Here is a 13,320-nt window from a genome sequence, read left to right as displayed (position 1 = left end):
TAGGCGTAAAAAATGGAGGTATTACAAATGAACTTAACTGAATTTCATAAACAAATTAAAGGTTATACGCAAGATAGACAGCCAGGAATTGAAAAAGATATGAATCCACAGCCACTTTCAGAAATGAAAGATTACAAGAGTGGTGGTAAATTGAAAGGAAAAGTTGCTTTGATTACCGGTGGAGATTCAGGCATTGGACGTTCAGTGGCAACACTATATGCTAAAGAGGGCGCAGACGTTGCGATTGGATATTATGATGAACATGAAGATGCTGAAGCGGTAGTACATCGTTTGGAAGCTTTAGGTGTAAAAGCAAAAGCCTATGCACATGATTTGAAAGATGTAACATCATCACAAAACTTAATTGAAAAAGTCGTAACTGACTTTGGTGGATTGAATATATTAGTTAATAATGGTGGCGTTCAATTTCCAAAAGACAATTTTGAAGATATCACACCAGAACAGGTAAAAGAAACATTTGAAACAAATATTTTTGGAATGATGTTTTTATCTCAAGCCGCAGTGCCACATTTAAGTGATGGTGACGCGATTGTTAATACTACAAGTGTGACAGCTTATAGAGGTTCGGGGCATCTTATAGATTACTCAGCGACAAAAGGCGCGATTGTTGCATTCACACGCTCGTTGGCAACTACGTTGATTGAAAAAGGCATTCGTGTCAATGCAGTGGCACCTGGCCCGATTTATACACCTTTAATTCCAGCAACATTCACAGAAGACAAAGTTGAAGATCAAGGTTCTGACACACCAATGGGACGTAGAGGGCAACCAGCTGAACTGGCACCATCTTATGTATTTTTAGCAACATACGCAGATAGTTCGTATATTACTGGGCAAGTCATACACGTCAATGGTGGAGATTATATGACGTCATAAATTTATAGATGAGGATTAAGAGAGTAAAACAGCGAGACTCCTATTGAAAAGGGGTCTCGCTGTTTTTGTTTTCCTTAAAATGTATCGAGATTGCTGAATAACGAATCTTTTAAAGCTTCCATATTTACGACAACATTGCACTTTTTAGCAACATCAATGTCATGTGTTGCTATTATGATAATTTTATTGTCATTTAAACATGCTAATAACTTATCTAGAATTTTTTCTCCATTTATTCTATCTAATGATCCTGTTGGTTCATCGGCTAGTATAATATTAGGATTTTTTAATAACAATCTAATTAAAGCGATGCGTTGTTGTTCTCCACCGCTTAATGTTGATATTTTTCGCTTTAAATCAACATTTACATTTAATTCCTTTAATAATATATTTTTACGTTTTCGTTTTTCTGCTTTCGAATGTTTTTGGAAGGCTAGTCCAATATCTAAATTGTCATCAACTGATAAATTATCTATTAATCCATAGTTTTGAAATAGATAACCTAATTGCGTTTTATAGAAATGGTTATCAGCAATTAATTTTTTGCCATTAAGATATATATGACCTGAATCTATTTTTTCAAATCCGAGCAATACTATTTAATAATGTGGATTTACCGGATCCGCTATACCCCATTAAGGCATATGACTTACCATTTTTAAATGAGTAATTTAAATCTTTAAATATAGTATTTTCTTCTTTTGTAATTGTTAATCCTTGTATTTTTATCATTATCATCACCTAATATTTTTGGGGAGCGCTTGTTTCTCAATATAGTGTATTTCTTTCACGTATGTCCCTTTATGAATGATTTCTACAAACTTTTTACTTGGATCATAACCACCGAATGTTAATTTATAGTTCAATTTTTCCCCATTCTTGGAATACGCTGTGACATCGTTATATTGCTGTGTGTGTTGTTTAACTATGGCATACGATTTTTCTTCTTGTAGAAAAGGGTTAAATCTATCAAAGTTATCATTTGTTAGGAATGTAGTAACAGTAAGTATTATGATAATAATAATAACGATAGTTAATTTTTTACTCATTATTCTAACTCCTTTAAATTGATTAGGTTATTTTTTTCTAACTTATTTATATATATACTTTGTATTAATATTTGAATAATTATAATAAAGATAAATAAAAGGAGGATTGTGCTGTTATTCATAACTGCTATAGATATAACACCAACTAAAATGACTAAACCATTACTCAATAGTAAGTATTCACTATGATTTTTAATCAAATTGAAACCATGTATTTTTCTTATCATTAAAAATTTCATGTTTTTTTCAAAGTATTGTTGGATATCAAAAATTATTGTTAATACCAGTGTGATAAAAGATAAAAGTATTGAAATAGATATAATAAGCATTTTTATGTTAAGTGCTTTAAAATCCTTTAATACGATGTCTTTGTAATTTGTAATGCCACTTACAACATCTTCTAATCCATATTCCTTCAAATGTTTATTGGTATTTTTAAAATCTTTAAACAAGTAACTACCTTGTGTGACTGATGAATAATAAAAGTTATCTCCTAGGTCTGTTGCATCTATTAATACAACTAGAGGGCTTTTACTAAAATTATTTTTTAAACTAGATCTGGTATCAAAAGTAAATATTTCAAAGTTATCATTTGTTTGTTTCATGTTAATTTCTTTATTTCGATTATTATCCTGTTGGAAGTTAATCCAATCTTTGAAATCTTTTTTAATTTCTTTTTTAAAGTTATGCGCTTTAGTTGGTAATAATAAGTCAATTGTATTTTTAGAATTGGAAAGCTCCAATCGTTTATTAAATGCACTATTATAGAAATCTACGAAATTGCTATTTAAAAAAACAACATTACCATTTTCAGGAGTGTAATTCGTAGGGTGGGGATGATATAAATTATTGTGTCTAATAAGTAATGATTCATGTTTTGCTTCAGTATTTGAGATTAATTTATGAAATTTTTTGGATATATCACTTTCTTCTGAATGAGTGTACTTAAGTGGTGCAACTTCAATGACGTAATAATCATCTAACTTTGTCCAGTACTTTTCAGTTTCTTTAATCTTTTTCAATTCATGATATGAACTTAAATTTTGTACTAACAAAATTGCTAATACAATTAGAATAATTATCTTGAACGATACAGTTATCATTCGTAATAATGTATAGGGTTTTTTGCCTTTGATAATTAGTGGTATATCTGTCTTTATAAATAGTGTATAAGAGCAAAGTGAAATTAAAAAAAGTACGCTGAATAAAATGATTATGCCTAAGAAAACACGTACTATAAAAGTAAAAGTATTGTCTAAAATGTCCAATGCTAGTGATAAAATTAGTATAGAAATTAAAAAGAAACTTAATAAGAAAGTGTAGTATAAACATTTCTTACGTATATCTTCAGATATTATTTTTGAAATTGAATAACCATGTAATTTTTTAATACCATATTCTTTGAATTTTATATTGGCTATTTGTAAAAAATAAAAAATATAAAGTATTAATATTGAAACCATAGGGAATAGCAGTCCCTTATCATTTATGACAGATAAAAATAAGACGAATTTATTTAAACTAAGTATTTCTGAATCTACGCCTTTTTCCTGTAGTAGCTGTTTAATATTGTGGGGATCAAATGAAGCGCCCATTACAAAATAATTCCCTCGGACATCTTTACTAAGAAGGGTGTCATAGTTGATATATTTATACTTAATATGATTTTGGAATTTTGGTTTTTCTTCATTAAATGAGTATATATATTTGTATGTGTCTTGATTCGTATTTAAGATAGATTTATAGATTGTTATATTTTCCTTTTGGGAAATGGATTCAATTGTTTTATAAATTTCTTGCTTATTGTGACTATAATTCCAAGCAGAAATGTTTAATATGGTATGACTACCAGGTAATAATTCTTCCTCTTCTCTTAATGTGAATATCAGGACTAATATAGTAATGATACAAAGCGTTATAATATCTAAGGTCAATTTTATTATTTTCATACAGTACCTCATCAATTAAGGAAATGAATGCAATTTGTATTCATTTCCTTGCTATTATTAGTAAACGTTGTAATATGTTCTATTTACGAAGAATGATTTTGGAGCAGATGCTCTAGCTTGGATACCAGCTCTCGTTTTTCCACTATAGGATTTATATTTACCCACTGCTGTAGAGCCATGTGCTTTATAATTATTACTGTAATATGACCAAACATATTTGCTTCCTACTCCATAATTCCAAATTCTACCTTGTGCATAGATAGTTGCCGCATTTGCTATTGTTCCAGAGCCTAATACTATTGCTAAATACAATAAAATACTTATAATAGTCTTTTTCATTTATATAGCCTCCTGTTGTATAAATTAATATTATTATATAATTATAATCGAAATATGTCATTATGCTTTTTTTACACTTACCCCTTAAAAATTTATATTTTCCCACAAAAAAAGCGCATCTCCTTTAAATATTAGGAGATGCGCTTAATTTATTTGTATGAAGGTTGTCTTGGCTAATCTATTTGTTGAAATTTATGTTAATAAGGTACAACAATTACACTATCGATACGAAATTGGGACAAGATTGACACCCAAGCATATCAGATAACGTTTGTTCTGTAATTATCTAGAAGAAAGTTGATAAACTTTAAAAGAAATCAGAAGGGATAAGATCATCTAATTGTAAGTGCTTTAATGAATCGAAATTCACACTTTCTATACTTTGAAGCAATTCACCATTTTTAGCTTGGTTATAATAATTAACTACTTCTGCTTGTACGTCATGGTCTTGGAATGTTTTAACTACGCCTAATATCAGTAATACTGCGATGGCCCCTTTAATGATTGTCTTCATAATAAATGACTCCTTCTATAAGTTTATATACTTATTCTATACCGTTTTGTACTTTGTGACATGCGTCCCTAGTATCGAAATTATATCATACCTTAGATGTATCACGACGTTACAAACTATTAAGTAACGTCTATTTATAATTTATAAACCGAATACAATAGGTAACCAGAAATATACGAATAGCGAGATGATAACAATTGCACACATGTTTAAAATAAATCCAGCTTTAACCATGTCTTGCATTTCTAATTCATCAGAACTAAATACAGCAGCATTTGGTGGTGTTGAAATTGGCAACATAAATGCGCAGGTTGAGGATACTGCGACAATTCCCATAATAATAAATGGGTCTTGGCTAATTGCTGCGGCTAAACCAATACTGATTGGCATTAACATATTAGAAACAGCTGTATTAGACATCACTTCTGTTAAGAATAAAATAGCTGTCGTCAATACGATAACAACAAGAATTAATGGTAAAGGTTCGACGAAACCTAACATACCACCAAACCATTTTGTCAGTCCTGAATCTTCAAATGCAGCAGCTAAGGATAAGCCACCACCGAACAATAACAATATCCCCCATGGTAGTTTACTCATGTCATTCCATACGAGTAACGCGCCATTAGATGACTTAGCGGGAATAAGGAAGAGTAACACAGCACCTAACATTGCTATAACTGTGTCTGATAAGTTTAAGGAAGCAGGCAAGAGACCGCCACCAATCCACAAGATACTAACGAAAAGGAAAACAATACCTGTTAATTTTTCCTCTAAACTCATCGGACCTAAATCATGTAAAGCTTTCTTTGCAAAATCTGAAGATATTTTATCGGAGTCTTCAATTTTAAATAACCATTTTGTCATTAATAAGTATAAAATGATTAACAATATAATTGTTAATGGTAAGGCGAATAACATCCATTGCGCAAAGGACACTTCTCTATTTAAAGTAGAGGAAGCGATGGCTGCGAAAACTGCATTTGGTACTGAACCAATAAGCGTTGCTAAGCCGCCGATAGATGCAGAATAAGCGACAGTTAATAATAATGCTTTCCCGAATTTGTGCGCTGATTCTGGTTTGAGGAATTGTGCATCTTTAATTTCTTTTATTAATGCTAAAGCAATTGGCAACATCATGAGTGCAGTTGCCGCATTGGAAATCCACATTGAAATAAATGCAGTTGCAATCATTGTACCTAAAATAATACGATTACTATTTGAACCCATCAAAGAAATGATGGTCATAGCAATTCGTTTATGTAAATTCCATTTTTCAATTGCCAGTGCGATAATAAAGCCGCCCATATACATAAATACGATTGGATCAGCATAAGCACTCGCGACTACTTGTTCATTTGTACCACCACTCAAAGGTAGTAATATCAGTGGAATGAGTGATGTAGCAGGTATGGGAATTGCTTCTGTAATCCACCATGTAGCCACAAAAAGTGTGACTGCAAGAACAGCACGTGGTTCATCCGCTAAACCTGTAATACTAGGTATAAAATAAAAAATGATGAAAAGTGATGGTCCTAAGATTAAACCAATTTTTTCTTTCATATGCAAAAATCCCCCCTTGTTATTGTCTACAGTTGCAAGAATATCAATTTAAAAAGAGCAAAACAATGTATTTTTTCAGAAAATTATAAAAATTAATGAAAAATGCTGTTAAAATGTATTTAATATCTTAAAATAAAAATTTATTTCAAGGGGGAAGTTCATGGTATTAGGTGCACTTATAGCTAAAGGTGACACGTGGACGTTATGGGCTATTATTATAGTTTGGGCAACAGTTAGTTTATTCCTAGAACAGCGATACAAGTGGGCAAGTACAATTTCAGGAGCAATTATAGCACTGGTGGGGGCAATGCTCTTATCAAACTTTAAAGTGATACCAACGAGTTCACCAGTGTATGACACGGTATGGGATTTTATCGTGCCACTTTCTATTCCATTATTATTATTCAGTTCAAATATTTTAAAGATATGGAAAGAAAGTAGACGATTATTATTCATTTTCATGATTGCTTCAGTAGGGACAATGATAGGTACAGTGGTCGCATTTCTTACTTTAAATCAATGGATACCTTATCTTTCTAAAATAGGTGCCATGATGACTGGAAGTTACATTGGTGGTGGCGTGAATTTTGCAGCTTTGAGTTCTAAATTTCAAACACCTGGAGACATGGTTTCTTCGACAGTAGTTGCTGATAACAGTGTTATGGCACTGTATTTCATATTACTTATAGCCCTTCCATCAATGCCTTGGATAAAAAAACATTTTACTACTAATTATAAAACTGAAACGACACCTGAGACACATCAGTCATTTTGGCAACCGAAAAAAATTCAATTATTAGATATTGCATTTTCAATGGCAAGTGCGATTGCGCTTGTGGCAGTTAGTTTCAAAATAGCAGAATTGATACAACTATGGGTACCTAAAAGTAATCTCATATTAACAATTATTGTATCTTTCTTTGGTGATTCATATTTATTATTAACAACATTGACATTAATCGTTGTTGCTATCTGGGGAGATTTCTTTGAGAAGTTAGCAGGTGCATCAGAAATCGGCACTTTCCTTATTTATATATTCTTTGTAGTCATTGGTACACCGGCTTCATTTGCTACAATTATTACAACTGCACCATTGTTGTTTGTTTTTGTCATTATTATTTTGATTTTCAATTTAGGTTTAAGTCTTATTTTAGGTAAGCTCTTTAAATTTAAAATTGAAGAAATATTGTTAGCAAGTAATGCAACTGCGGGAGGACCTACTACTGCAGCAGCATTAGCTATTGGAAAAGGCTGGTCTGGTTTAGTGGGACCGATACTTATTATTGGTACATTGGGTTATGTAATAGGTAATTATGCTCGGAACAATAATGTATCAATTACTTATCCAACTGGGATAAATTGTAAAAGGTGCTAGAATACGTAGGTGTATTTGACGAAATTTAGTGAGGGAGGGGTAAATGTATGAGTGAAAAAGAAAAGATGTTAGCAGGTGAATGGTATGACGCTAACTTTGATGAAGCTTTGGATGTTGAAAGAAATAAAGCGAAAGATCTTTGCTTTGAATTAAACCACACAAAGCCGAGCAATTCAGAAAAACGCAATGCAATTTTAACTGACTTACTCAATGATAAGCCAGATAATTTAGAAATATTAAGTCCATTTCAAGTAGATTATGGCTATAATGTTTTTTTAGGAAATAACGTATTTGTAAATCATGATTGTTATTTTATGGATGGCGGAAAGATTTTCATTGGAAATCATGTCTTTATAGGTCCTAAATGCGGACTTTACACGGCTGTCCATCCTCTTCAATATCAACAAAGAAATTCAGGATTAGAGCAAGCATTGCCAATTACTATTGGAAATCATGTGTGGCTAGGGGCCAATGTTTTAGTTTTACCAGGTGTTACGATTGGTGATGGAGCAGTCATTGGGGCAGGTAGTCTTGTGGCTAAGGATATTCCAGAAAATGTAGTAGCAGTCGGGTCACCAGCTAAACCTATCAGTAAAATAGATAATTAATAGATAAAAAGCGATGATAGCATTCATTACGTAATGGATGTTACCATCGCTTTTTTCTTGTACATAGTGTAAATAATCATGAAATATAAAAATAATCTACAATAGTCATTATCATTAAATCGTGTAATATTAAAAAACAAATTAAAATAATGTAGAAAAATATTCCGCGGGGCTTAAATTTAAAATAATAAAATTGTTCGGAATATAATAGTGAAATGTGTTAAGATATAAAAATGTGAGTGAAAAGGTAAGTAGTATAATTGTAGATTAATATATAAGATAGATGAATCTGATTTTTAGAAAGGAATCGATAAATCCGCTTATAGTTAGAATTGAAACAATTATTTCCACACAAAACATAACTACTTCAAGAAAAGGAAAGAGGCATTTCAAAGATGGATATATTAATTGGAACTTTGTTTTTAGTTGTAGTATTAGCGTTATTTACACTGTTTACATATCGAGCACCTATGGGTATGCGTGCAATGGGTGCTTTAGCAAATGCCGCAATAGCAACATTCTTAGTTGAGGCATTTCATAAATACGTAGGTGGCGACCTATTAGGTATTAAATTTTTAGGTGAACTTGGCGATGTTGCTGGAGGTCTTGGCGGTGTAGCTGCAGCTGGACTTGTAGCATTAGCTATCGGTGTTTCACCTGTATATGCTTTAGTTATAGTCGCGTCATGTGGAGGGCTAGATTTAATACCTGGTTTCGTAGCTGGGTATGTTGTTGGTTATCTAATGAAATATGCGGAAAGAAAAGTACCAGATGGTATAGATTTGATTGTAGGTATTTTAATTATTGCGCCATTAGCAAGATTAGTTGCGACGGGTATTACCCCATTAGTAAATAATTCATTGTTAAAAATAGGTGACATCATTCAAAGTTCTACAGAAATCAACCCAATTATTATGGGAATTATTCTTGGTGGTGTTATTACAGTAGTAGGAACAGCACCGTTAAGTTCTATGGCTTTAACGGCATTACTTGGTCTGACTGGTATGCCAATGGCAATTGTTGCTATGGTTTCTTTCTCATCATCATTTATTAACGGCACAATGTTTAATAAATTGAAATTAGGTGATCGTAAATCAAGAATTGCTGTTTGTATTGAACCGCTATCTCAAGCAGATATTGTATCGGCGAATCCCGTTCCAATATATACTGCGAATTTTATAGGTGGTGCATTGGCAGGTGCGGTTATCGCTTCTTCTGGAATGATAAATGATGCAACTGGTACGGCAACACCACTAGCTGGTTTCTTAGTCATGTTTGGATTTAATGATCCATTGAAAATTTTCATTTATGGCGCAATTATCGCTGTTATTGGTCTAATTGTAGGCTATGTATGTTCTAAAATTTTCAAAAATTATCCAATTGTAACGCAAGAGGATATAGAATCCCGTTAAAACATACGCTGTAATGCGTTGAACTATAAAATATTGATGAATAAAGGACGTTTAGATTTTTCAAATGAAATCTAAACGTCCTTTTATTTTTGAGATAGTTGAAACAGTAATAGCTAACTAGTTATTAATCACTGATTTGACTATTAAGTATATCTGTAATAAACATATGTCCTGGTGCGTGGGTTATCATCAATTCTGGCTTCGCATCTAGAGCGATAGATTGTGGTGTCACACCACATCCCCAAAAGACAGGAACTTCATTTTCTTTTATTGTGGCGGGTTCTCCAAAATCAGGTTTTGTAATATTATCAATACCTATTTTAGACGGATCGCCAATATGTAGTGGAGTCCCATGCATATTTTTAAAACGCGAAGTAATTTCAGTTGCTTTAATGGCTTGCCGCATTGTCATAGGGCGCATGCTTACGGTGATATTACCTGTGAATTCGCCACTTGGTTCTGCGGGTATATCAGTGATGAACATAGGTACGTTGTGCTCTTCTTCAATATGTCGAATCGGAATGCCGGCTTCTAATAACGCATGTTCAAAGGTGAAACTACAACCGATTAAAAAGCTAACCATATCATCATTAAATAGATGTGTGACATTTGTTGGTGATTCAACAAGTTCTCCATAACGATAGACGCGGTATTCTGCCACTTCTGTGCTAATATCTGCAAATTTTCCGTAGAAAGGAAATGTGGTAGAACCTTTTTCTGATACATCTAAAAGTGGACATGTTTTCGGATTTCTAAAACAAAACCTTAAAAAATCATATGCATAGCTTGAAGGTAGAATAACGACATTAGCTTGTACGTAACCTTTAGCCATACCACTTGTAGGATCAGTAAGCTCGCCATTACTAATCATTTCTCTTAATTTATGTGGTTGTATATTATCTAAATTCATAAAACCATCCCCTTAATTTAAGACTTATCGTTAGTTTAGCAAAAATAAGTCATAACAGTTAAATATATGTATATTCCAAGTTTATAAAAATTCCCCTCCATTAGTTAGAGAATGAAGGGGGATCATTTTATTTGTCGTTATTATTTTCGTGTTTTTTATCTTTTCTATGTTCTTTGTTTGATTCAGTTTCTTTATCATTACTAATAGTGCTTTGTTTATCATTTACTGAATCATCTTTTGAATCGCTAGTATTCTCATCTTCACGCTGTTCAAGTGGAATTGAATAATCTTTGTCATCATCTATATGTGTCATTTTAAAATGTTTCGTTGGTTCTCTACGTAACGCACGCATCAGTGACACAATCATTAAGAGTAAGATAATAGAGAACGGGAGCCCAGTGACGACAGAGGCAGTTTGTAAACTTGTTAATCCACCAACAATTGTCATAGATACTGAAATTGCCCCGATTAAAACGCCCCAAATTATTTTGTGTTTCGTCTTAGGATTTGCTATGCCACCTGTTGCCATGCCCGAGACAATATGTGTTGTTGAATCAGCACTTGTGACAATAAATATAAATATCAGTGCGATTGCTAAAGCACTCGTAATGTCAGCAAGAGGGAATTTAGACAATAATTCAAACAAGGCTACGGTATAGTCTTGATCTACAACGTTAGCAATATTATCATTCTCGTTGAGTGCAATTTTAACTGCGGTGCCCCCAAAACCAGCAATCCAAGTAAATGAAATTAGTGGTGGAATAATGAGTACGCCAACGATAAATTCTCTTATCGTACGTCCCCGTGAAACGCGCGCAACGAATCCACCGATAAATGGCGACCATGAAATCACCCATGCCCAATAGAAGACTGTCCATTGTTGAATCCAGCCATTGTCTCCAGTGTATGGGCTAATACGTAAACTATATTCAATAAAATGGCGCAAATAATCACCAATTGCTAAAGTGTATGATTCGAAAATAAATTTTAAATCACCAAAAATGAACATAAAGATAAGGAGTAAGGCACCTAAGCCTATATTTATGTTACTTAGCCATTTCACGCCTCTATTTAAACCAGTTACTGCCGAAGTTAAGAAAATAGCTACCATTAAAACAGTAATTGTGATTTTAGTAATATTATTATTAGGTACGTTGAAGACATGTTCTAACCCGCCGCTAATTTGCATAATACCTAATCCTATTGAAGTTGCGATACCCATCACTGTCGCAATAATAGCTAAAATATCGATGATGTTTCTGTAAGGGCGCTTATATGCTTCGCCAAATACAGGCTCCATTGCTGTTGAAATGAGTCCGTCACGGTTTTTTCTGAATTGGAAATAAGCAACGGTGAGTCCGGCAATTGCGAATATAGACCATTGTGAAATCCCCCAATGGAAGAATGTATAACCCATTGCTACTCTTGCAGACTCGGCGGACTCATCTGCGACCGTACCTGGGAAGGGAGAATGTAAATAATGACTTAATGGTTCAGCCACGCCCCAAAAGACAATCCCTACACCTAAGCCTGCTGAAAATAACATCCCAATCCAAGAATGCATAGAAAACTCAGGTTCTTCATCATCTTTACCTAATTTAAAGCGTCCGTAACGCGATACAGCTAGCGCTATTAAAAAGATATCTAAAATAAAAATAATAACTAAGAATAACCATCCGAAAGAATTTGATATGTAGTCATAAACTTGTTGTGCGTATGTTCCAAACCCCTTTGGGAAAATACCAGCAACTAAAGTGATGAGTAAAATGATAGCTACTGAGATAATATAGACCAAATTACGATTTTTTGTTTTTCTTTTATGTTTATTATTCATGGCGTTTTTTAATCATTCCTTTGTTTATTTAGGTAATAATTAGATACCCCTATTATTATCTTGATATTCATTGGGCTAAATTTGTTTGTTTTAAGGTTTAAATACAATAGAATAGATTGAGCAGTCATATAATTGCATAACGTTATTTGTGTGGGGTATAGAATCAATGAAGCAAGAAGTAAATTCCTGAGGAGGAAAATTATGAAAAGAACTGTGGAAAAAATATTAACCTGGGTAGGCATTATCTTACAGTTTATCTTAATATTTTTAATGGCTATCGTAACGCCATTTTTAAATGATGCGAGTGTGAAAGACTCACTCATACAATCAATGAATAATAGTCGAGAATTTAACCAGTTATCAAGTCAAATGACACCGTCACAATTATTAGAGATGGCGAGTAGTTTGTTTATTATAGCTTTAGGAGCCGTTATCGTATGTACAATTATCGCAATTATATTTGCATTATTAATCAATAAAATTCCTAAGGTATCAGGTGTAGTACTGATATTAATTGCAATTGTTACAGTATTTACATTTAATTGGATTACCGCATTATTGTGGTTAGTAGCCGGTATTTTATTATTAGTAAGAAAAGCCCATAAACCAAACTATGAAGGTGTTAATCATTCAAATAATAGAAGCAATACAGACAATCATTATCAAGAGCGAAATGCTGAATTAAAAGATGAATCACCTGAACAACATTCTGATGACAGAGACTTTACAGAGCAAGGGGAACTAGGCGATGATAAAGAAGAAGCATCGACTTCTGGTGAACATACGTATCAACGTCGCCAAGATCGTAAAGATAAATAAAAATGGAACAAAGTCAGTTTAAGTAATTAAATAGGATACTTTCATGGTGAA

At 32.9% G+C, this 13,320-nt stretch carries 11 protein-coding genes and 2 pseudogenes; 5 read left to right on the top strand and 8 right to left on the bottom strand.

What is annotated here, in order from left to right; all coding sequences use genetic code 11:
- The first annotated feature begins 27 nt into the window (after positions 1 to 27).
- Positions 28 to 897, top strand: coding sequence for an SDR family oxidoreductase (locus ABLV95_RS10295; RefSeq protein WP_427706303.1), 870 nt, complete (start codon positions 28 to 30; stop codon positions 895 to 897).
- 74 nt (positions 898 to 971) lie between these two features.
- Here ABLV95_RS10295 and ABLV95_RS10290 read toward each other — a convergent pair.
- The 6 genes and pseudogenes from ABLV95_RS10290 to ABLV95_RS10265 all read right to left on the bottom strand — a co-directional run bounded on the left by ABLV95_RS10290 (position 972) and on the right by ABLV95_RS10265 (position 6,311).
- A pseudogene (locus ABLV95_RS10290) lies at positions 972 to 1,629 on the bottom strand (ATP-binding cassette domain-containing protein).
- Between the two features lie 5 nt (positions 1,630 to 1,634).
- On the bottom strand, positions 1,635 to 1,946 hold the full coding sequence (locus ABLV95_RS10285) for a YxeA family protein (protein WP_427706307.1): 312 nt from the start codon (positions 1,944 to 1,946) through the stop codon (positions 1,635 to 1,637).
- A complete protein-coding gene (locus ABLV95_RS10280; protein ID WP_427706309.1) occupies positions 1,946 to 3,895 on the bottom strand; it encodes a DUF1430 domain-containing protein in 1,950 nt (649 codons plus the stop codon). Before ABLV95_RS10280 ends, ABLV95_RS10285 begins: the two co-directional genes overlap by 1 nt.
- A 57-nt stretch (positions 3,896 to 3,952) precedes the next feature.
- Complete coding sequence (locus ABLV95_RS10275; protein ID WP_427706311.1) at positions 3,953 to 4,234, bottom strand: lactococcin 972 family bacteriocin; 282 nt, start codon at positions 4,232 to 4,234, stop codon at positions 3,953 to 3,955.
- A 307-nt stretch (positions 4,235 to 4,541) separates the two neighbouring features.
- Entirely contained in the window at positions 4,542 to 4,748 is a 207-nt protein-coding gene (locus ABLV95_RS10270) for a hypothetical protein (RefSeq protein WP_069818160.1), read from the bottom strand.
- 141 nt (positions 4,749 to 4,889) lie between these two features.
- The gene (locus ABLV95_RS10265; RefSeq protein ID WP_460875539.1) at positions 4,890 to 6,311 is read right to left on the bottom strand and encodes an SLC13 family permease; all 1,422 of its coding nucleotides are present in this window, start codon (positions 6,309 to 6,311) and stop codon (positions 4,890 to 4,892) included.
- Between the two features lie 160 nt (positions 6,312 to 6,471).
- Here ABLV95_RS10265 and ABLV95_RS10260 point away from each other — a divergent pair.
- The 3 genes and pseudogenes from ABLV95_RS10260 (at position 6,472) to ABLV95_RS10250 (ending at position 9,706) form a co-directional block, all read left to right on the top strand.
- Positions 6,472 to 7,669, top strand: a pseudogene (locus ABLV95_RS10260) (DUF819 domain-containing protein).
- 64 nt (positions 7,670 to 7,733) lie between these two features.
- Positions 7,734 to 8,294 (top strand): sugar O-acetyltransferase, encoded by a 561-nt coding sequence (locus tag ABLV95_RS10255; RefSeq protein WP_427706316.1) that lies wholly within the window; start codon positions 7,734 to 7,736, stop codon positions 8,292 to 8,294.
- 395 nt (positions 8,295 to 8,689) lie between these two features.
- Complete coding sequence (locus ABLV95_RS10250) at positions 8,690 to 9,706, top strand: PTS sugar transporter subunit IIC (RefSeq protein ID WP_460875535.1); 1,017 nt, start codon at positions 8,690 to 8,692, stop codon at positions 9,704 to 9,706.
- Between the two features lie 124 nt (positions 9,707 to 9,830).
- On the opposite strand, the gene ABLV95_RS10245 is transcribed toward ABLV95_RS10250, so the two are convergent.
- A complete protein-coding gene (locus ABLV95_RS10245) occupies positions 9,831 to 10,616 on the bottom strand; it encodes a putative hydro-lyase (protein ID WP_460872007.1) in 786 nt (261 codons plus the stop codon).
- A 127-nt stretch (positions 10,617 to 10,743) separates the two neighbouring features.
- A complete protein-coding gene (locus tag ABLV95_RS10240; RefSeq protein ID WP_460875531.1) occupies positions 10,744 to 12,450 on the bottom strand; it encodes a BCCT family transporter in 1,707 nt (568 codons plus the stop codon).
- Positions 12,451 to 12,651: 201 nt separating this feature from the next.
- On the opposite strand from ABLV95_RS10240, the gene ABLV95_RS10235 reads away from it, so the two are divergent.
- Positions 12,652 to 13,269, top strand: a complete 618-nt coding sequence (locus tag ABLV95_RS10235) for a DUF4064 domain-containing protein (RefSeq protein WP_427706324.1) — start codon at positions 12,652 to 12,654, stop codon at positions 13,267 to 13,269.
- The last annotated feature ends 51 nt before the right edge of the window (positions 13,270 to 13,320 follow it).

Origin of the sequence: Staphylococcus sp. Mo2-1, from assembly GCF_046721385.1 — a bacterium.
Lineage (GTDB): Bacteria > Bacillota > Bacilli > Staphylococcales > Staphylococcaceae > Staphylococcus > Staphylococcus equorum_A.
The sequence above is the reverse complement of the archived record's forward strand: the minus strand, read 5'-3'. Positions and strand labels throughout refer to the sequence as shown.

Bases quoted from the DNA above. Each gene is read 5' to 3' on its own strand.
- ABLV95_RS10250 (WP_460875535.1), top strand. From the start codon at position 8,690: ATGGATATATTAATTGGAACTTTGTTTTTAGTTGTAGTATTAGCGTTA.
- ABLV95_RS10245 (WP_460872007.1), bottom strand. From the start codon at position 10,616: ATGAATTTAGATAATATACAACCACATAAATTAAGAGAAATGATTAGT.
- ABLV95_RS10295 (WP_427706303.1), top strand. From the start codon at position 28: ATGAACTTAACTGAATTTCATAAACAAATTAAAGGTTATACGCAAGAT.
- ABLV95_RS10285 (WP_427706307.1), bottom strand. From the start codon at position 1,946: ATGAGTAAAAAATTAACTATCGTTATTATTATTATCATAATACTTACT.
- ABLV95_RS10280 (WP_427706309.1), bottom strand. From the start codon at position 3,895: ATGAAAATAATAAAATTGACCTTAGATATTATAACGCTTTGTATCATT.
- ABLV95_RS10265 (WP_460875539.1), bottom strand. From the start codon at position 6,311: ATGAAAGAAAAAATTGGTTTAATCTTAGGACCATCACTTTTCATCATT.
- ABLV95_RS10235 (WP_427706324.1), top strand. From the start codon at position 12,652: ATGAAAAGAACTGTGGAAAAAATATTAACCTGGGTAGGCATTATCTTA.
- ABLV95_RS10240 (WP_460875531.1), bottom strand. From the start codon at position 12,450: ATGAATAATAAACATAAAAGAAAAACAAAAAATCGTAATTTGGTCTAT.
- ABLV95_RS10275 (WP_427706311.1), bottom strand. From the start codon at position 4,234: ATGAAAAAGACTATTATAAGTATTTTATTGTATTTAGCAATAGTATTA.
- ABLV95_RS10255 (WP_427706316.1), top strand. From the start codon at position 7,734: ATGAGTGAAAAAGAAAAGATGTTAGCAGGTGAATGGTATGACGCTAAC.
- ABLV95_RS10270 (WP_069818160.1), bottom strand. From the start codon at position 4,748: ATGAAGACAATCATTAAAGGGGCCATCGCAGTATTACTGATATTAGGC.